General features: G+C 43.6%; 17 protein-coding genes. 11 read left to right on the forward strand and 6 right to left on the reverse strand.

What is annotated here, in order from left to right; genetic code table 11:
• Positions 1-119: 119 nt before the first annotated feature.
• A complete protein-coding gene (srmB, locus tag AAFX28_RS11330) occupies positions 120-1358 on the reverse strand; it encodes an ATP-dependent RNA helicase SrmB (RefSeq protein WP_408687745.1) in 1239 nt (412 codons plus the stop codon).
• 90 nt (positions 1359-1448) lie between these two features.
• Positions 1449-2156, reverse strand: a complete 708-nt coding sequence (locus tag AAFX28_RS11335; protein ID WP_408687747.1) for a tRNA1(Val) (adenine(37)-N6)-methyltransferase — start codon at positions 2154-2156, stop codon at positions 1449-1451.
• Between the two features lie 318 nt (positions 2157-2474).
• On the opposite strand from AAFX28_RS11335, the gene brnQ reads away from it, so the two are divergent.
• The 5 genes from brnQ (at position 2475) to AAFX28_RS11360 (ending at position 8982) form a co-directional block, all read left to right on the forward strand.
• Positions 2475-3788 carry a branched-chain amino acid transport system II carrier protein gene (gene brnQ, locus AAFX28_RS11340; protein WP_408687749.1) on the forward strand — a complete coding sequence of 438 codons (1314 nt, stop codon included), beginning with the start codon at positions 2475-2477 and terminating at the stop codon, positions 3786-3788.
• Positions 3789-3950: 162 nt separating this feature from the next.
• A protein-coding gene (prfB, locus tag AAFX28_RS11345; protein ID WP_126575070.1) for a peptide chain release factor 2 occupies positions 3951-5049 on the forward strand; the annotation gives its coding sequence in 2 pieces (ribosomal slippage) (positions 3951-4025 and positions 4027-5049; 1098 coding nt in all).
• Positions 5050-5100: 51 nt separating this feature from the next.
• On the forward strand, positions 5101-6618 hold the full coding sequence (gene lysS, locus AAFX28_RS11350) for a lysine--tRNA ligase (protein WP_408687752.1): 1518 nt from the start codon (positions 5101-5103) through the stop codon (positions 6616-6618).
• A gap of 282 nt (positions 6619-6900) precedes the next feature.
• Positions 6901-8235, forward strand: a complete 1335-nt coding sequence (vpsR, locus tag AAFX28_RS11355; RefSeq protein WP_408687754.1) for a cyclic-di-GMP-binding transcriptional regulator VpsR — start codon at positions 6901-6903, stop codon at positions 8233-8235.
• A 495-nt stretch (positions 8236-8730) separates the two neighbouring features.
• Positions 8731-8982 carry a DUF1127 domain-containing protein gene (locus AAFX28_RS11360; RefSeq protein ID WP_408687756.1) on the forward strand — a complete coding sequence of 84 codons (252 nt, stop codon included), beginning with the start codon at positions 8731-8733 and terminating at the stop codon, positions 8980-8982.
• A 64-nt stretch (positions 8983-9046) separates the two neighbouring features.
• Here the strand turns inward: AAFX28_RS11360 and AAFX28_RS11365 are convergent, their stop codons facing one another.
• On the reverse strand, positions 9047-10081 hold the full coding sequence (locus AAFX28_RS11365; RefSeq protein WP_408687757.1) for an NADP(H)-dependent aldo-keto reductase: 1035 nt from the start codon (positions 10079-10081) through the stop codon (positions 9047-9049).
• Between the two features lie 127 nt (positions 10082-10208).
• Here AAFX28_RS11365 and AAFX28_RS11370 point away from each other — a divergent pair, with 127 nt between their 5' ends.
• On the forward strand, positions 10209-10520 hold the full coding sequence (locus tag AAFX28_RS11370) for a DUF6482 family protein (RefSeq protein ID WP_408687759.1): 312 nt from the start codon (positions 10209-10211) through the stop codon (positions 10518-10520).
• Here AAFX28_RS11370 and mutH read toward each other — a convergent pair.
• Positions 10517-11182: a DNA mismatch repair endonuclease MutH gene (gene mutH / locus AAFX28_RS11375; RefSeq protein ID WP_408687761.1), complete on the reverse strand. Its 666-nt coding sequence runs from the start codon at positions 11180-11182 to the stop codon at positions 10517-10519. The genes AAFX28_RS11370 and mutH overlap by 4 nt on opposite strands.
• A 620-nt stretch (positions 11183-11802) precedes the next feature.
• Between mutH and rppH the strand changes: the two genes are divergently transcribed.
• The 5 genes from rppH to AAFX28_RS11400 are packed head-to-tail and all read left to right on the forward strand — an operon-like array spanning position 11803 to position 17108.
• A complete protein-coding gene (rppH, locus tag AAFX28_RS11380) occupies positions 11803-12321 on the forward strand; it encodes an RNA pyrophosphohydrolase (RefSeq protein WP_006878813.1) in 519 nt (172 codons plus the stop codon).
• 2 nt (positions 12322-12323) lie between these two features.
• Complete coding sequence (ptsP, locus tag AAFX28_RS11385) at positions 12324-14570, forward strand: phosphoenolpyruvate--protein phosphotransferase (protein ID WP_408687762.1); 2247 nt, start codon at positions 12324-12326, stop codon at positions 14568-14570.
• A gap of 35 nt (positions 14571-14605) precedes the next feature.
• Positions 14606-15370 carry a sulfite exporter TauE/SafE family protein gene (locus tag AAFX28_RS11390; RefSeq protein WP_408690862.1) on the forward strand — a complete coding sequence of 255 codons (765 nt, stop codon included), beginning with the start codon at positions 14606-14608 and terminating at the stop codon, positions 15368-15370.
• Between the two features lie 55 nt (positions 15371-15425).
• On the forward strand, positions 15426-16247 hold the full coding sequence (gene lgt / locus AAFX28_RS11395) for a prolipoprotein diacylglyceryl transferase (RefSeq protein ID WP_408687764.1): 822 nt from the start codon (positions 15426-15428) through the stop codon (positions 16245-16247).
• Positions 16248-16256: 9 nt separating this feature from the next.
• Positions 16257-17108 carry a thymidylate synthase gene (locus AAFX28_RS11400; protein WP_408687766.1) on the forward strand — a complete coding sequence of 284 codons (852 nt, stop codon included), beginning with the start codon at positions 16257-16259 and terminating at the stop codon, positions 17106-17108.
• Positions 17109-17169: 61 nt separating this feature from the next.
• Here the strand turns inward: AAFX28_RS11400 and AAFX28_RS11405 are convergent, their stop codons facing one another.
• Both AAFX28_RS11405 and AAFX28_RS11410 read right to left on the reverse strand, forming a co-directional pair.
• The gene (locus tag AAFX28_RS11405) at positions 17170-17691 is read right to left on the reverse strand and encodes a phosphoribosyltransferase (RefSeq protein WP_408687768.1); all 522 of its coding nucleotides are present in this window, start codon (positions 17689-17691) and stop codon (positions 17170-17172) included.
• A gap of 154 nt (positions 17692-17845) precedes the next feature.
• Positions 17846-18991 carry a Na/Pi symporter gene (locus AAFX28_RS11410; protein ID WP_408687770.1) on the reverse strand — a complete coding sequence of 382 codons (1146 nt, stop codon included), beginning with the start codon at positions 18989-18991 and terminating at the stop codon, positions 17846-17848.
• Positions 18992-19101 lie beyond the last annotated feature (110 nt).

Raw genomic sequence — 19101 nt, forward strand, 5'->3', positions numbered from 1 at the left:
TAAGGAATCTCTTAAAGTGGGCCGTGAACTAGATGAGCTTTACAGTGTGGTCTTCACAGAAAAAAGAAAGGGTTGATGCTCTCACATCAACCCTTATTCATACTATTTAAACCAAGAGATTACTTTTTCTTCTTAGCGACTTTCTTCTTGCCTTTAGCGGCTGTTTTCTTTTTGTCGTCTTTTTTCTTGTTCTTTTTCTTAAACACTGGCTTCTTGTGTTTAGGGCGCATCTCTTTAATAAAGCGTTCTTTGATGTCTTCTTTTACATAACGAGCGACGCGATCAAGCATTGGTTGATCGTGCGCTTCAACAAGAGAAATGGCATTACCTTTTTTACCTGCGCGGGCTGTACGTCCGATGCGGTGAAGGTAAACGTCAGCACTGCGAGGCATATCGTAGTTGATGACATGACTTACGTCAGGAAGGTCGATACCACGTGCTGCTACGTCGGTAGCCAGTAGTACGTTCACCGTACCATCACGGAAACGTGCAATAGCATTGTTACGACGATCTTGTGGCATTTCACCTTGAATCCATGCGCAAGGGATTTGTGCCTTTTCAAGTTCAGTACGTAGCTCAGCAAGGCGCTCGCGGGTTTTTAAGAACACGATTGAACGCTCGGCTTGATCTGTGATGATCTTCTTAAGCAGTTCAAGTTTATGGTTCATATCATCTGCACGGTGATACCATTGAGCGATTTTCTTACGCTCACGACGTGAAGGTTCTGCATCAATATCAGCGGGATCTTTTAGTAGATCTGCAGTAAAGCCTTCAACACCTTTACCTTCAAGTGTTGCAGAAAATAGTAGCGTCTGTTTACGCCAGCGACACTCAGTTGAAAGGCGATCAACAGTTGGGCCAAAGCCCATATCTAACATGCGGTCAGCTTCATCTAGGACTAGCCACTCAATGGCACGACAGTCAAAACGTTCTGCATTGATGTACTCCATCAGGCGACCTGGAGTTGCTACTACGATATCTTGAGTTTTACCTAGGATGTCTGCGTGCTCTTGATATTGCACACCACCAGTGATGGTAAAGATATTGAGTTTGGTGTGTTTTGCCAATGCGCGCGCTTGGTCTGCGACCTGCATTGCTAGCTCACGTGTTGGCGTTAAAATCAATACTCGCGCAGGCCCAGGCTTACGGCGAGGAAAGTCTTGCAAATATTGAAGCGCTGGCAGTACAAATGCAGCTGTTTTACCTGTACCTGTCGGAGCAGATGCAAGAATGTCACGGCCATCTAGCGCTTGAGGGATGGCTTCAGCCTGAATTTGGGTCGGGCGGTCATAACCGATTTCTTCAATGGCGAGGAGTAGGTTAGGGTCTAACTCTAATTCAGCGAAATTTCTGATCACTATAAGGTCTCCACAAGCGAGTTGGCGTGAGCATTAAATTTAAGGGGTCGTATTATAGAGTGTTCGGTGACAAGGATCACACCTTATTTTCTACATCTTTAGATAAAAGGCTTTGGTTAGCTGTACAAAGTCATCACTGTAGCCACCATTATCATGAATCGTCAAGGTACTGACATCCAATGGTTTCGGCTGTTTACCTAGTTGAATCAATAGCCTATTCACTTCTTTTCTCTCCGTTGGCTTAACTTGGCATAATCGTTGTAATGACCACTTGTTCTGCTTTGCTAACGAAATAAACGCTTCCCCTTCGACTTTAGGAAGTACAAAGCTGGCATAGCCCTGATCGGTCAGTAGATCCCAACATCGTTGTAGCAAGTCGCTATGATCTAACGTGTCTGTGTGTCTTGCGATTGCTCTACTGCTATTTTGCGCTTGTTCACCACTGTTGAAATAGGGCGGGTTGCAAATGATAGTGTCGAATTTATGACAAAAGGAATGCGTCAGTACATCACCGTAATGGAGGTCAATGCGCTCAGACCATGGAGAGTTTTCGAAGTTGGTTTGGGCGGCTTGTAATGCGTGATGATCTATCTCGATTGCTTCAAGGGCAAGGTTTGGACTTCGTTGTGCGCACATTAAGCTAAGCACCCCTGTGCCAGTCCCAATATCAAGTATGAATTTAATGTTATCCAGTTTTGCCCAAGAGCCTAATAGTACGCCGTCGGTACTGACTGGCATTCCTGAGTAGCCACCATCAATTTTAAACTGTTTAAACTCAAAGCTTTTTGTCTTTTTCATAAAATTTTATGTTCATCGGTGATTGTATGGATTTTGAGTTAAATGATCTGTTGTTAACTTATTGTTTGGTTTTTTGTTCTATCTGTTTTGTGAATGTAACAGAAGGTGATTAGTTAATTGGGCTGGTTATTTTTATTTAACTAGTGATATATGCTGCATTTTAACGTTTGTTGTAAATTTATATGGTGTTTTTTATCTGTTGCTTGCCACTCAATTAGGATTTCGTCATTATGCGCGCCTAAATTTTATAGAGTAGACAATAATTTTGTACTACTCAGCATACACAACATTGAATAAATAATAAGTAAAGGGTCGACAGTGAATCAGACTTTAAAATTAACAGATATTATTGCGGTCGGCTTTATGCTTTTCGCTTTCTTTTTAGGTGCAGGTAACATCATTTTTCCACCTCTAGCGGGTCAACTTGCGGGTGATAACCTTCTTCCTGCGATGACAGGTTTCCTTTTAACTGCGGTAGGTCTTCCTTTAATTACTATCGTTGCTATTGCAGTTGCTGGTGGCTCTTGGGAGCACTTAACGAAAGATTTGCCAAAGCGTGCTGCCATGGTAATGGCGGTACTGATCTTTATTATCATCGGTCCTGCGTTTGCTGCGCCTCGTACTGGCCTTGTCGCTTACGAGATGGCGGTAAAACCGTTTTTTATTGATGCAGCACAAGCTCACCTAACGATCTTCTCTATTCTTTTCTTTGCTGTTGCTATGTTCTTCGCATGGTCACAAGGAAAACTGATTGATGTGATTGGTAAAGTGTTGACGCCAGTTCTTTTCATCGGCCTGATTATTCTAGCTGCAGCGGTGTTTATTGACCCACAAGGCGAGATGATTGCTGCGCAAGGTGAATACCTAACGCACCCACTGCAAAAAGGTTTCCTTGAAGGTTACAACACCATGGATACCTTTGGTTCTTTGATGTTTGGTGTATTGATTGTTGATGCACTGCGTCAAAAAGGCATTACTGAGCAAAAACCAACAGCGAAATACCTAATCAGTGCGGCATGTATTGCAGCTGCTGGTCTAACGTTTGTTTACGTTTCACTGTTCTACTTGGGCGCAACCAGCTCTGCTGTAGCAGCGGGCGCAGACAATGGCGGTGTTGTACTGAGTCTATATGTACAATCTCTGTTTGGTCCTTACGGTCAAATCGTTCTATCTGTGATTGTACTTCTAGCGTGTCTAACAACAGCGATTGGACTTATCTCAGCATGTTCGGATTACTTTAGCTCGTTAACGCCAATGTCTTACAAGACTTGGGTTATCATTAACGGTGTAGCTTGTGCGACGGTAGCAAACGTAGGTCTATCTCAACTGATTGCTTTGTCTGTTCCAGTTCTATTTGCACTTTACCCTGTTGCGATTGCTTTGGTTGCACTGACGTTTATTCGTAAGAAGCTTCCAAATCCAAAAGCGGCGTACCGTGTGGTTATTCTAGTATCACTGCTATTTGCTCTTATTGATGCAGCAAAAGTTGCTGGTGTTGATGTGTCTGCATTTAACATGCTGCCGCTATTCAATATCGGTATGGGGTGGTTACTTCCTACTGTTGTAGCAATGATTGCTATGCTTTTTGTTGGTAAAGTTGAAGAAGCAGAGTTAACCGAAGAAACGGCATAATCACTCAGTAAAGATGAATCAAAGATCCCCTGTCACGTAAGGCGTGACAGGGGATTTTTTATATTGATGAATTTTTATTCGCCAATAAAAAATTCCTGTATCTTCGTCACATTTTTGAGTAGAATTCTCCGGTTAAATTCTACTCATAAATGTTGAGCAAACATGTTTGAAATCAATCCAATTAAAAACCGCCTAAAGGACGTGTCTGAGCGCACAAATGTCCTGAGGGGGTACCTTTGACTATGACGCGAAACAAGAGCGTCTAGAAGAAGTTAACGCAGAACTAGAACAACCAGATGTATGGAACGAACCAGAGCGTGCACAAGCGTTAGGTAAAGAGCGTTCTGCATTAGAAGCGGTTGTTGAAACGATCGATCAACTTGAGCAAGGTGTGGAAGACGTTGATGGTCTTTTAGAACTTGCCGTTGAAGAAGAAGATCAAGAAACGTTTGACGAAATCGAACCAGAACTTGCAGAGCTTGAAGCGAAGCTAGAAAAGCTAGAATTCCGCCGTATGTTCTCTGGCGACCACGATGCATCTGACTGCTACATTGACTTGCAGTCTGGTTCTGGTGGTACAGAAGCGCAAGACTGGACTTCAATGATGCTGCGTATGTATCTACGTTGGGCTGAAGCGAAAGGCTTTAAGACTGAGGTTATCGAAGTATCTGAAGGTGAAGTTGCAGGCCTTAAAGGTGCGACTGTAAAGATTTCTGGCGAATACGCTTACGGTTGGCTACGTACAGAAACTGGTGTTCATCGTTTAGTTCGTAAATCACCATTCGACTCAAGCGGCCGTCGTCATACATCGTTTGCTTCTGCGTTTATCTACCCAGAGATTGATGACAACATCGACATCGACATTAACCCTTCTGATCTACGTATTGATGTATACCGTGCATCAGGTGCGGGTGGTCAGCACGTTAACACTACAGAATCTGCGGTACGTATTACTCACGTTCCAACTAACACTGTGGTTCAATGTCAGAATGATCGTTCTCAACATAAGAACAAAGACCAAGCGATGAAGCAGCTTCGTGCAAAACTGTTTGAATTAGAGATTCAAAAGCAGAATGCAGAGAAGCAAGCAAATGAAGATGCGAAATCTGACATCGGTTGGGGTAGCCAAATCCGCTCTTACGTACTTGATGACTCGCGCATTAAAGACCTACGTACAGGCGTAGAAAACCGCAACACTCAAGCGGTTCTAGACGGCGACTTAGACAAATTTATCGAAGCTAGCCTGAAATCAGGTCTATAAGCTTTTCACCGAAAAAACACTCGTTACTAACGAAAACAGGATACATCGAAAATGACTGATGCTGTTCAAAACGAAAACGTACAAGAAGAAAACAAGCTAATTGCTGAGCGTCGCGCTAAGTTGGATCATATCCGTCAAAGCTGCAAAGCAAATGGCCACCCAAATGATTTCCGTCGTGAGCACCTAGCTGGCGATCTTCAAGCGGAATTCGGTGAAAAGACGAAGGAAGAGCTAGAAGAGCTAAACCACGTTGTTGCAATTGCTGGCCGTGTTATGGCTAAGCGTGGTCCATTCCTAGCTATCCAAGAAACATCTGGCCGTATCCAAGCATATGCAGCGAAAGATGTTCAAAAAGAGCTGAAAGAGAAATACCAAGGTCTAGATATCGGTGACATCATCGGTGTTAAAGGTGCACTTCACAAGTCAGGTAAAGGCGACCTTTACGTGAACATGGAGTCTTACGAGCTGCTAACTAAAGCACTTCGTCCACTTCCAGAGAAGTTCCACGGTCTGACTGACCAAGAGATGCGTTACCGTCAGCGTTACGTTGACCTAATCGTGAACCAAGATTCACGTGAAGCGTTCATCATCCGTTCTAAGCTTGTATCGGCAATCCGTAACTTCATGAGCTCAAAAGGCTACCTAGAAGTGGAAACGCCAATGATGCACGTGATCCCTGGTGGTGCAACGGCTCGTCCATTCATTACTCACCACAACGCACTAGACATCGACATGTACCTACGTGTTGCACCTGAGCTTTACCTGAAGCGTTTAGTAGTGGGTGGTTTTGACCGTGTATTCGAGATCAACCGTAACTTCCGTAACGAAGGCCTATCGCCACGTCACAACCCAGAATTCACAATGATGGAATTCTACCAAGCGTACTCTGACTACAAAGATCTAATGGATCTAACAGAAGAGATGCTAAGCACAGTAGCAATGGACGTTCTAGGTTCAACGTCTATGCCTTACGGTGACGAGACGGTTGAGTTTGGTGGTAAGTACGCTCGTATGAGCATGTTTGAAGCAATCAAACACTACAACCCTGACCACGCTGAGATCCAAGCACTAACAGAAGAAGATCTACAAGACCGTGAGAAGATGGTAGCAATCGCGAAGTCTGTACACGTTGAAGTAGAGACATTCTGGACATGTGGTCAGCTTCTAGAAGAGATCTTTGGTGAAACAGCTGAGCCTCAGCTAATCCAACCAACGTTCATCACTGGCTACCCAGCGGATATCTCTCCACTGGCACGTCGTAGCGATGACAACCCATTCTTCACAGACCGTTTTGAGTTCTTTATCGGTGGTCGTGAAGTTGCAAACGGCTTCTCTGAGCTTAACGATGCAGAAGATCAAGACGAGCGTTTTAAAGCGCAAGTTAATGCGAAAGATGCGGGCGATGATGAAGCAATGTACTACGATGCAGACTACATCACAGCACTTGAGCACGGCTTACCACCAACAGCTGGTCAAGGTATCGGTATCGATCGCTTAGCAATGCTGTTCACTAACACGCACACAATCCGTGACGTGATTCTGTTCCCAGCGATGCGTCCACAAGCGTAATCGGTCAAAATAATTGAATTGAAAAAGCCATCTTCGGATGGCTTTTTTATTACCTGAAATATATTACGTACTAAAACGTTGTTCTGTAAGCTACTGAAAATCAAGATAAAGACGCAAATTTCTTTGAGACTACTCCCACAATGTATGGAAAAAGGTCGATTCAATCACTAGTCTTATTATTGAGACAGATTCTCTACGCGAGTCTCTATAATGTAACGACATAATTTTTTATGTGCTTTTGTATGCACACTATTTACGTTATCAATAAAAGGAACTAGCTTCATGGGTAGTCAATTCCGGATGGATTCCGTTCCAGGTTCGTTGGTTGTAGTGGGAGGAACCTATGAGCCGTGGCTTTCAGTCTTAGAGCAAGTCGGTTGGAGGTGCACGCAGTGTGGAGATTTGCGCAAAGCTGATGAGCTGTTTACTGAAACGGGTCCTTGCATTGGCATTGTCGATCTTAGTCATGACGAGTTTAGCTTAAATGGCATCGCCAATTTGGTGAGTAAACATAAGCAGGTTCGATGGCTTGCGTTTATCCGTGAATCTCAGTTGAGCTCCGATACGATCTGCCAATTTATCGTTAACTTCTGTATCGACTTTTTCACTGCGCCAATTCCAGACGCACAACTGCTGAGTACGATCGGTCACCAGTTGGGAATGCTGAAGTTAGAGAAAAAAGTGTGGCCTCACTATGGCAATCAAAGCGATATGGGGTTAATTGGCGACTCAATGCCAGTTAAGCGTCTAAGAGATCAAATCAAACGTATAGGTCCAACGGACGTCAGTATTCTTATTTACGGTGAAAGTGGTACAGGTAAAGAAACGGTCGCGCGAGCAGTGCACCGTACCTCGGCTCGTGCCAATAAAGAGTTTATTTCAGTTAACTGTCGAGCGATGTCAGAGCGTCGTATTGAGAGCGATCTATTTGGTATTAATCGAGAAGATACTAATGAGCCTTCGATTCTAGAGAAAGCTCATGGCGGGACGATTCTACTCAATGACATTCTCACCTTACCGAAATCTCAACAATTTAATCTATTACGTTTCTTGCAAGAAGGCATGGTTGACACTGCCTCAGGACGTAAAGAAGTCGATGTACGTGTACTAGCTGCAAACTCTGCAGACATAGAAAAAGCTTTAATTGATGGTGATTTCAATGAAGAGCTATACCATTACATCAACGTGCTCAGAATCAATGTGCCGAGTTTGAAAGAACGAGCTGGGGATATCGCGATTCTTGCACGTCATTTCTTGCAAGAATATTCGAAAGAGTACAATGCTCAAGCACGCAGTTTTACCGAAGAAGCGACCCGTGCTTTAACCCGCTACCATTGGCCTGGTAACGTTCGCGAACTGATGAACCAGATTAAACGAGTAGTTCTCATGTCAGATACGGTCATGCTCGATGAGGTAAGTTTGGATTTACCTAAGCGTAGTGATAGTCGACGTAGCTTGAAGAGTATTCGAGAGCGTAGCGAAAGAGATGCTCTATTGCTTGTGTTGGAGTCTCACTCTGGACAGGTCTCGATGGCGGCGAAAGAGCTAGGTGTATCGCGTGCAACAATGTATCGTTTGTTAAACAAGCATAACTTGATCTCAGATGTGCCCGCCTAAAATGCGATACAGACTTCTCAAGCCACACTATATTCAGTGTGGCTTTTTTATAAATTAGACATAATTCACCATTGATTGATTAGAGCCAAGATGAATATCTTATTCTCCTAGGCGATGAATGGTTATTTTTAGGTAAAAAAATTGTTTTGCTTTTGTTGGTTAAAAAGCAGTTGAATAAATAACCATCGCGGTTAGAATTTAACCATGAGCTCAGGTTCATACCCACAAACTTATTTGGATTAATACATAGCTAGGAGGCGCACAATGAAACACTTTACTGTTCAATCATTTATCTGTGCGTCTGTCGATCGAATCACACCAGCAATGGGTGCGAATAAACATACCTCTGTTATCGCCGATCGAAACCTAGATAAACCAATGTAATTAATCCGTACCCTCTTATTTTTAATTGGCTGCGGAAAGGCAGCGAATTAAAACTCAATCTTTCTAGATTCGTTGATCTTTTCCCAGCACTTACTCAACTGGAGAAAACTCATGAGTCATTCTGTATATCTAAAGCTAGCCACCGTCTTAGTAAAGGCAGACCTTAAACGTGAAGAACGTGAATGGAAACGAAAATTACGCCGCAGCGCGTATGATCTTCCGTGGAATAATGCTCACTTGCTTCGTGATATTGGCCTAGAGCAAGATGGTCGACCAATTGGTTTTACCGAGCCAGATTGCGTCAAAGCCGAGCGTCGTGTTCGTCATCTTCGTCGTGTACTCAGTGCGCGAATACTGACGTAAATAAAAGGGGCAGGTTGCTTCACCTGCCCCGAACTCTATGACTGTCGAAAATGAACCAGACGGTTTATGGACAAGGATTGGAGTAAGTCGTTCCAATCTCTTGAATCCCTTGAAGCAACTCATCCGTTAATACGACATCTAAACTATCAATATTTGATTTAAGCTGTTCAAGGTTTGTCGCGCCAATGATGTTGGATGCGACAAACGGCCTTTGATTGACAAAAGCGAGTGCCATCTGCGCAGGGTCTAAGCCATGTTCTCTGGCCAAGTTCACATACGCTTGAGTCGCTTGAATACCTTGAGGCGTAAAGTAGCGCACAAAGCGTTCAAAGAGCGAGCAGCGTGCACCATTAGGTCGAGCATCATTCAAGTACTTACCACTGAGACAGCCAAAGGCTAGCGGAGAGTAGGCCAATAGCTGAACTCCTTCGTAGTGACTGATTTCAGATAATCCAACTTCAAAGCTTCGGTTCAGTAAGTTGTAGGGATTTTGAATAGAGACAATTCTTGGCAATTCATGTTTTTCAGCCAAACGTAATAAGGTCATTACGCCCCAAGGTGTTTCATTGGACACGCCAATGTAACGAACTTTACCTGCTTTGATCAGTTCAGCGAGTGCTTCTAAAGTCTCTATTAGCGTGACTTCTTCTTGTTCATCTGGGTATGGATAATTGAGTTGACCAAAGCAGTTAGTTTGACGCTGAGGCCAGTGAAGCTGGTAAAGATCAACGTAATCTGTCTGTAGGCGTTTTAAGCTGTCGTCGATCGCTAAGTGGATGTTTTTTCTATCCAAGCTCATATTGTCTCGGATATATGGCACGTTTCTCGGGCCTGCGATTTTGGTTGCAAGTACGACTTTTTCACGTTTCCCTGATTTAGCAAGCCAGTTACCAATATATTGCTCGGTTAAGCCTTGTGTGTTTGCTTTTGGTGGTACTGGGTACATTTCAGCGGTATCAATGAAGTTCACACCTCGCTCGAGGGCGTAGTCGAGTTGGCTAAATGCTTCTTGCTCTGTGTTCTGCTCACCGAACGTCATTGTGCCAAGACAGATCTTACTTAGCTCAAGAGTCGAATGAGGTAACTTGTTGTATTGCATCGATCTTCCTTGTCATCACTGTTGAAGATATACCACTATAGGTGATTTTTCTGGGGTTAGAAAAGGATCAGGTAACAAATTCGCAAAAATTGCTAACTTGGCTAATACTGTTATATGGAGGTGAGTTATGCAAAAAAGTCAGTTAGATAAGTGGATTCATGGATACCATAAAGAGAGCTATCAACCGCCGAAAGTATTTGTAATTGGCTGTTCTGATTTGTCTCAGTACTTATTAGCCGTGGAATACAAACATAAACTCGAGCCAATAAAGGTTGATGATGAACCGATCCATTTTGATTCACTAGAGCTTGTCAAAGAGGAGCTGCTGCGCTTAGGAGTAGAGAGAGCATACTTACGTCTGCACAATGCATACGATGAATTTGGTGCTGGAGATGGGCCGTTGTACCACGATGTAGAGTTATCTTTGACCACACATTAAACGTAATGCTGTTCTAGAATTCGAGCGGTAAACTGAGTTCTAAGATAAAACCCTCTCGGCAGGGTTTTAATTGGTTTTCCGCTAGCGCCGTACGCTTCCGTTAGCACTCGACTGTTTGCTGCTTTTGGTCTCAGTTGAAGCATTTCACCATGTCGTGCATTGATCTGCTCTACGCGGCCAAGCACGATCATTTCCATCAACTCTTCCCAGTCTTGCTTTAGCTGCGATTCTTCTTCGTGACTTGGTGACCAAATTAGCGGCGAACCAACGCGTCGTTCAGCTAATGGAATCTCTCGTTCACCTTCTACTGGAACCCAGATAACACGGGATAGCTTATTTCTTACATGACTGGTTTCCCAAGTAAGGCCATGTACACCAACCAATGGAGCGACACAGACAAAAGTGGTTTCCAATGGCTTACCAGTGTAACTAATTGGGATCGTTTTCAATTCGATACCCAGTTTTTCAAAATCTTGAGTTGGTTTGCTTCCAGCAGTCGCACCTAAATGCCACTCGAGTAATTGACCAACCCAGCCTTTATCCCGGCGAAGATCCGGTGGCACATTGATCTTTGCCTCGTCAGCGAGTTCTTGAAAGCTGACACCAGCAATATTATTTGCTCGTTCAAGCAGTTCTTGTTCTGACTGAGGTTCGGATTTCATATGTCATCGATCTAATGTGTGGAGGGTCGCTATTGTAACGGAATCTGAGGAAATTTCGAATGTACTAAGATTGATCGTTATGAGCAAAAGATCATCATTTCTTAGGTTATCCACAGGTGCAACGCAAAATTAGTTAACTTTCATTGATTATGTATAAATTAACAGTGGTTTTTGAGTGATAAAATACTTGTCTTTTCAAGTTATTACCCAAGTCATGGACGCGGTGTGTGGATAAATGCAGGGTTGGTTGATCTTTGACCGATCTGTGTTGAGGTTATATTTTAAAGTTGGGATTCCATGTTTTTCACAGTGATGTTTTATTAATTGTATGTTTTAAAAGGATTAATTATCTACCTTCGCTTAATGTTGATATTGCTGCTTTACAGTGCGTTCGATTATTGATCACTTTCTCATTGATTCTTCACATAGTTATACACAGAAAAGGTGAATAAATGTGGCCTATGTCTCACATGTGTGTGAGTAACCTTGGTTTTGATTAAAAGTTATCCATTATTCAGAAGGAAGGTAATATTTTCTGTGTTAGTCACACTAGTAAGTTTGCTCCTGCTGGGGATATGTGGAAAAATCACTGTAATTAAGAATTTATTAGAGGTTGGCCAGTGATAGATGGCGATGGTTACCGCTTAAATGTGGGAATTGTAATCTGTAACAGCCATGGTCAGGTCTTCTGGGCAAAACGATACGGACAACACTCTTGGCAGTTCCCTCAAGGCGGAATTGACGAAGGTGAAACACCTGAACAAGCAATGTACAGGGAGTTATACGAAGAGGTTGGTCTTACTAAAAAAGATGTCAAAATCGTAGCGACAAGTCGTCATTGGTTAAGGTACAAACTACCAAAGCGACTCGTACGTTGGGATTCGAAACCGGTTTGTATCGGCCAAAAACAGAAATGGTTTCTACTGCGCTTAGATTGTGATGAATCACGAATTAACATGCAGCGAGGTAGTTCCCCTGAATTTGATGGTTGGCGTTGGGTAAGTTATTGGTATCCAGTGCGACAAGTGGTCTCTTTCAAGCGCGATGTTTATCGACGAGCAATGAAAGAGTTTGCATCCATGGCGATGCCATTTAAAGAACGCAGAGTTAAAGGTAAGCGTAAGCATCGAAGAGGATAGGCATGCTTTCTCAGCTAAGGGAAATAGTTGAACAAGTATCTAAAGTTGATGAAGTCCATCAAGCTTTAGATATTCTAGTAAAGCAAACGTGCAGTGCTATGAGCACTGAGTGTTGTACTGTCTATCTTGCCAATGAAGAAATGCAGCGCCTAGAGTTGATGGCGACTCAGGGGTTGCGTTTCAAAGGCGATAAAATTCATATCCGCTTTAGTGAAGGCTTGGTCGGCTTGGTTAAGCGTAGTGCTGAGCCGTTGAACCTTGCTGAAGCATCAAAACATCCCAAATTTAAATACTTCTCAGAACTTGGTGAAGAAATTTACCAAAGTTTTCTAGGCACACCTATTATTTACCGCAAGCAGGTGCTTGGGGTTTTAGTCGTGCAACAAAAAACGCCACGTTTATTTAATGAAATGGAAGAGTCTTTCTTAGTGACTCTTGCTGCACAGCTCGCGGTGATCATTGCCCATGCTCAAACCCAAGGGCATTGGCGGTTAGAGAAAAAGCAACAGGCGATACGTGGTGTACCTGCGTCTTCGGGGGTTGCGATCGGAGAGTTTTGGTGGGATGACACTCAACCTGAGCTCTCTAATATCTATCCTGCATCGACACTTGATGTTGAACGTGAGCAGGAGTGGTTATTGCTCGCAATTGAAGAAGCATTGAGTGATTTTCGCCGTATGCGCAAAAAGCTTGATAGCGAAATCAATAAAGATGCGTTGGCGATATTTGATCTGTTTACTCACTTATTGAACGACCCAATGCTGCGTAAAGACTTAAAAGCGCAGATCCAAAAAGGGGATCGAGCCGACTGGGCGTTACGTCAGGTTGTTGAGTCCTATTCAAATCGCTTTGCTCGTATGTCAGATGTTTACTTACGTGAACGTGCACAAGATATTCGCGAGTTAGGCCAGCGTTTACTGTTCTTCTTACACAATACCGAGCAAGATCGTCAGGTTATCGAAAAGCCGGTTATCTTGGTTGTTCGTGAGCTCACGGCAAGCTTGCTCGCGTCGGTACCTAAAGAAAAGCTTCTGGCGGTTATCTCTCTAGAAGGTGCCGCGAATTCACACGCTGCAATTTTGTCACGAGCGCTTGGTATTCCGGCGGTGATGGGCGTGAGCCTCAACTTAAAGGCGATTAACGGTAAGTTGGGTGTTGTTGATGGCTACAGTGGTAAAATTCTTGTTTCGCCAAACCGTCAGTTACTACGTGAGTATCGAGAATTAGCCAATGAAGAGCGCGAATTGGCGAATATGGTCAATCAGCGTATCGAAGAGCCTGCATTTACCAAAGATGGCGAACGCATTGAAGTGATGCTTAATGCGGGTTTGAGTGCTGATGCGAATATTGCGATCAACCAAGGCGTTGATGGGGTAGGGCTATATCGAACTGAAATCTCGTTTTTGTTGCAACATCGCTTCCCTTCAGAAGAAGAGCAAACTCAGCAATATCAAGCCGTATTAAATACCTACCCTAATAAACGGGTTGTGATGCGTACCCTCGATGTAGGTGGAGATAAAGCTTTACCATATCTTCCTATTGAAGAAGACAACCCATTCTTGGGCTGGCGAGGTATCCGATTCACGCTCGATCACCCAGATATTTTCTTAATGCAAATCCGCGCAATGATGCGTGCGAGCTCAACACACCAGAACTTAAGTATTTTACTGCCAATGGTATCGGGAGCTCAGGAACTGGATGATGCGATTGAGTTAATCGAACGCGCTTATGATGAAGTTTCTGAACTTGATGATCGTGTTCGTATGCCTGAAATCGGCGTGATGATTGAAGTGCCATCCATGATTTACTTACTGCCCTTGATAGCGAGTAAAGTGGATTTTGTCTCTATCGGCACCAACGACTTAACGCAGTATCTACTTGCCGTGGATCGTAATAACGCTCGTGTCGCTGATGTTTACGAATCGATGCACCCTTCTGTGATTATGGCGTTAAGCCATATTCATAAAAGCTGTCAGCAACTCAAGTTGCCTGTATGTATCTGTGGTGAACTCGCGGGTGATCCAATAGGGGCGCTGTTAATGGTTGGATTGGGCTATCGTAGCTTGAGTATGAACACATCAAATGTGGCAAAGGTAAAATACTTACTGCGTAACACTGAAATAGATGAACTCCAGGCGCTTGCTGACAAAGCTCTGATGCAGCCGTATGGCCATGACATATATACTATGATGCAGGTGTTTTTCGAGGATAAAGGCTTTGCTGGGTTTATCCGTGCAGGTAAAAAATAAGGTAGCTTGTGTTAATTGAATTACTTCTCGCCTTTATGGCACTTGGTGCTCTTGTCGGAGTAATGGCTGGGTTACTTGGTATAGGCGGTGGACTACTTGTTGTACCTGCTCTGCTGTTTCTTCTGCCGCTCGCAGGCATCGATCCTTCTATTAGCATGCACATTGCCTTGGCGACTTCACTTGCGACTATTATTGCGACATCTGGTTCGTCCGCACTGAATCACTTCAGACTGGGTAACGTCGATATGTTTGTGGTGAAATGGTTGATGCCGGGGGTCATCGTTGGTGGCTTCTTAGGTGCAAAAGTCGCGGAGTGGATACCAGCTCAGTACTTGCCTAAGGTGTTTGGTGTTATTGTGCTGTGCCTTGCTATTCAAATGCTATTTTCAATTAAGGGTAAATCGAACCGGACGATGCCAGGCAATACCGCTACAGTGATGATTGGTACGGGTATTGGTATGATATCAAGCCTTGCCGGTATTGGTGGCGGCTCCCTATCAGTTCCATTTTTGAATCGCCATGGTATTGAAATGCGTAAAGCTGTTGGCTCTTCTTCGGTATGTGGTTGTATGCTTGCAATCTCAGGAATGATTGGCTTTATCTTACACGGTTATAAAGTAGAGTCTTTACCTGAGTACAGTATCGGTTATGTTTACCTTCCGGCATTGATTGCTATCGCGTCAACATCGATGATGACGACTCGAATTGGTGCGAAACTCGCAACTTCTTTACCAACACCAACATTGAAAAAAATATTTGCACTCTTTTTAATGTTTGTTGCTGGAACTATGTTGCTGTAACGCACTCTCATCTATACGCTTCATGATTATCTAAATAAATAAGAGTAAAAATCCTATGTCTCAGGGATATCTACCATTTCCAAATATAGATCCTGTTTTAGTCTCTATTGGACCTCTTTCAATCCGTTGGTATGGATTAATGTATTTAGTTGGCTTTGCTTTTGCACTTTGGCTAGCAAACCGACGAGCAGATAAACCAGACAGTGGCTGGACAAGGGAACAAGTTTCAGACCTCCTTTTCGCTGGCTTCTTAGGCGTAGTGATTGGTGGACGTGTAGGTTACGTTCTTTTCTATAACTTTGATTTGTTCCTTCAAGACCCTCTTTACTTATTTAAAGTTTGGACGGGTGGCATGTCATTCCATGGTGGCTTGCTAGGTGTTATTACCGCAATGTTTTGGTATGCGAAGAAAAATGGCCGCACGTTCTTTGGTGTTGCGGATTTCATCGCTCCGTTGGTGCCGTTTGGCCTTGGTATGGGCCGATTAGGTAATTTCATGAATAGTGAGCTTTGGGGACGTGTGACGGATGTTCCTTGGGCATTCGTCTTCCCGAACGGTGGGCCACTTCCTCGTCACCCTTCACAGCTGTACGAAATGTTCTTAGAAGGGATTGTGCTGTTCTTTATTCTTAATTGGTTTATCAAAAAGCCTCGTCCTCTCGGTGCAGTATCAGGGCTATTTTTAGCTGGATATGGTACATTCCGCTTCTTAGTCGAATATGTACGTGAGCCTGATGCCCATCTAGGTCTATTTGGCGGGTTTATCTCAATGGGACAAATCCTATCTCTACCTATGGTGATCATTGGCATCCTCATGATGGTATGGGCATATAAGCGCGGCCATTACAAAGACGAACTACCCCAACAACAGAAGTAAGGAATTGGTGTGAAACAGTATTTAGATCTCTGTCAGCGAATTGTTGAGCAAGGTGAATGGGTTGAAAACGAGCGAACAGGTAAGCGCTGTCTAACCGTTATCAATGCCGATCTAACTTACGATGTCGCAAATAACCAGTTCCCCCTAGTTACAACGCGTAAGAGTTTTTGGAAAGCCGCAGTTGCTGAGCTACTTGGCTATATTCGTGGTTATGACAATGCAGAAGATTTTCGCAAGCTTGGTACTAAAACGTGGGATGCGAATGCAAACCTTAACGACGCATGGTTAAACAATTCTTACCGTAAAGGTGAGGATGACATGGGGCGTGTTTACGGTGTGCAGGGCCGAGCGTGGGCGAAGCCAGATGGCGGACATATCGATCAGCTACGTAAGATTGTTGATGATTTAACTCGTGGTGTTGATGACCGCGGTGAAATCCTTAACTTTTACAACCCAGGCGAGTTCCATATGGGCTGTCTGCGTCCTTGTATGTACAGCCATCACTTTTCGTTGCTTGGTGATACCTTATATCTAAACAGCACTCAGCGTTCGTGTGACGTACCTCTTGGCCTAAACTTCAATATGGTTCAGGTTTATGTATTTCTAGCGATCATGGCGCAGATTACGGGTAAGAAAGCGGGTCAGGCATATCATAAGATCGTAAATGCTCATATCTATGAAGACCAGCTAGAACTGATGCGTGATGTGCAGCTTAAGCGCGAGCCTCTGAAAGCACCTACTTTCCATATCAATCCTGAAATTAAGTCATTAGAAGATTTAGAAACCTGGGTCACTCTGGATGACTTCTGGGTTGAAGGGTATGAGCATCACGATGCGATTAAGTATCCGTTCTCGGTATAGTCAGTAAAGAATAAATAAAAGGTCAGCGATGAAGCTGGCCTTTTTATTTATGTGCATACGATCAAGCTATGTTTAGTTTATGAACGCATGGAAGGTTTCGGTACTTTCCTTTCCAAGGTAAACCGTAACCGACGAGTAAATCATCGTTGTCCATTTCATAGGCAAAATAACACTGAGCATCAATATCGACTCGCCCTGGTTTCACAAACAAAGTTGCTACCGATAGAGAGTTTATTGGGTAGTGACTTTTTAGAAAGTCGACCAGTCTCTTCATTGTTCCACCTGATTCGATAGCGTCGTCAATGACGATGACATGTTTGTTGGTGAGATCGATATTGTTATCAAAGGTGATAGCAGAGCCATTTTCTCTATCACCTGGAGTGTGTGGGCAAGAGATAAAATCCATTTCCACATCAAAGTCTAATTGCCGTACCAGATCCGCCGTAAACAGGGTACCGCCTGGGGTGACTGTCACAATCACTGCATCAGCAAAAGCTTGGTTTAACTGTCGAGCTACTGTTTTAACACCATGGCTTATCTGCTCTTGGTCAAGGACCACCGTTCCAACTATTTTGTCTTTCATATTTTTTTCCTTTGCATCTAAAACTGATTATAGATAGCGAGTAGGGGCGAAAATAGAGATGACTTTTGTGATTGGTAGTTCCTCATTTTCAGGTATAAAAAAGCCCCTAACTTTCGTTAGGGGCTTAGCAAGCGATGGTGTAATTAACTTTTTATTATGCTGTCAGCGCTAGGATAGTACCTGGTAGAGCAACGAATACTGCTAGTAGGTAACCTGCAACGACTGCTTTATTTTTCACTGCCATATCAGAGATAAGGTCAGCGCCTTTCACTGGTAGTTCACGTAGGAACGGGATGCCGTAGATGAATACCGTTGCCATGATGTTGAACACTAGGTGTACCAGAGCAATTTGTAGAGCGAATACTGCGAACTCACCTGATACTGCTGTTGCTGCTAGTAGAGCTGTAATACATGTACCGATGTTAGCACCCAGAGTGAATGGGTATACATCTCGTACTTTTAGAACACCTGAACCTACTAGTGGAACCATTAGACTTGTCGTCGTAGAAGAAGACTGAACAAGTACTGTTACAATTGAACCAGAGAAGATACCGTGGATTGGGCCACGACCGATTGCGTTCTTTAGAATCTCACGAGCTCGGCCAACCATTAGGCTCTTCATCAGTTTACCCATCACTGTGATAGCAACGAAGATAGTTGCAATACCCAGAACGATTAGCATGATACCACCAACTTGATCACCGAATGTTGCTAGAGGCTCTTTTACTGCGCTTACAACTGGTTTAGTAAGAGGCTTAATGAAGTTCAAACCTTTGATGCTCATATCACCAGTTGCAAGGAACGGAGATACCAACCAATGAGAGATCTTATCAAGGATGCCGAACATCATTTCAATAGGTAGGAATATCGCTACCGCTAGTAAGTTGAAGAAATCGTGAATCGTAGCACTTGCAAATGCACGCTTGAACTCTTCTTTACAGCGAACGTGTCCTAGTGAAACTAGTGTGTTTGTTACTGTTGTACCGATGTTTGCACCCATAACCATTGGGATTGCAGTTTCCACCGGAAGACCGCCGGCAACTAAGCCCACGATAATAGAAGTTACTGTACTTGAAGATTGGATTAGCGCCGTTGCGACTAGACCGATCATCAAACCTGCTACAGGGTGAGAAGCAAATTCAAATAGAACTTTAGCTTGATCGCCAGTTGCCCATTTGAAACCGCTGCCTACCATAGATACCGCTAGAAGTAGCAGATACAACATGAATGCCAAGTTAGCCCAGCGCAACCAGCGAGTAGTGCTCGAAATCGGCGCCGCTGTAGTAGTAGCTTGGTTCATAATCATTTTCTCCGTGGACCGTTAATGTCTTTGTTTTGGTCTGTTGTTGAAACTGAGGGCGATGTTAGAGGGGAAATATTTCAGTAATATTACAGTTCTGTGTAATGAAA

It is taken from the genome of Vibrio sp. TBV020 (assembly GCF_046056895.1).
In the GTDB taxonomy this organism is placed as follows: Bacteria; Pseudomonadota; Gammaproteobacteria; order Enterobacterales; family Vibrionaceae; genus Vibrio.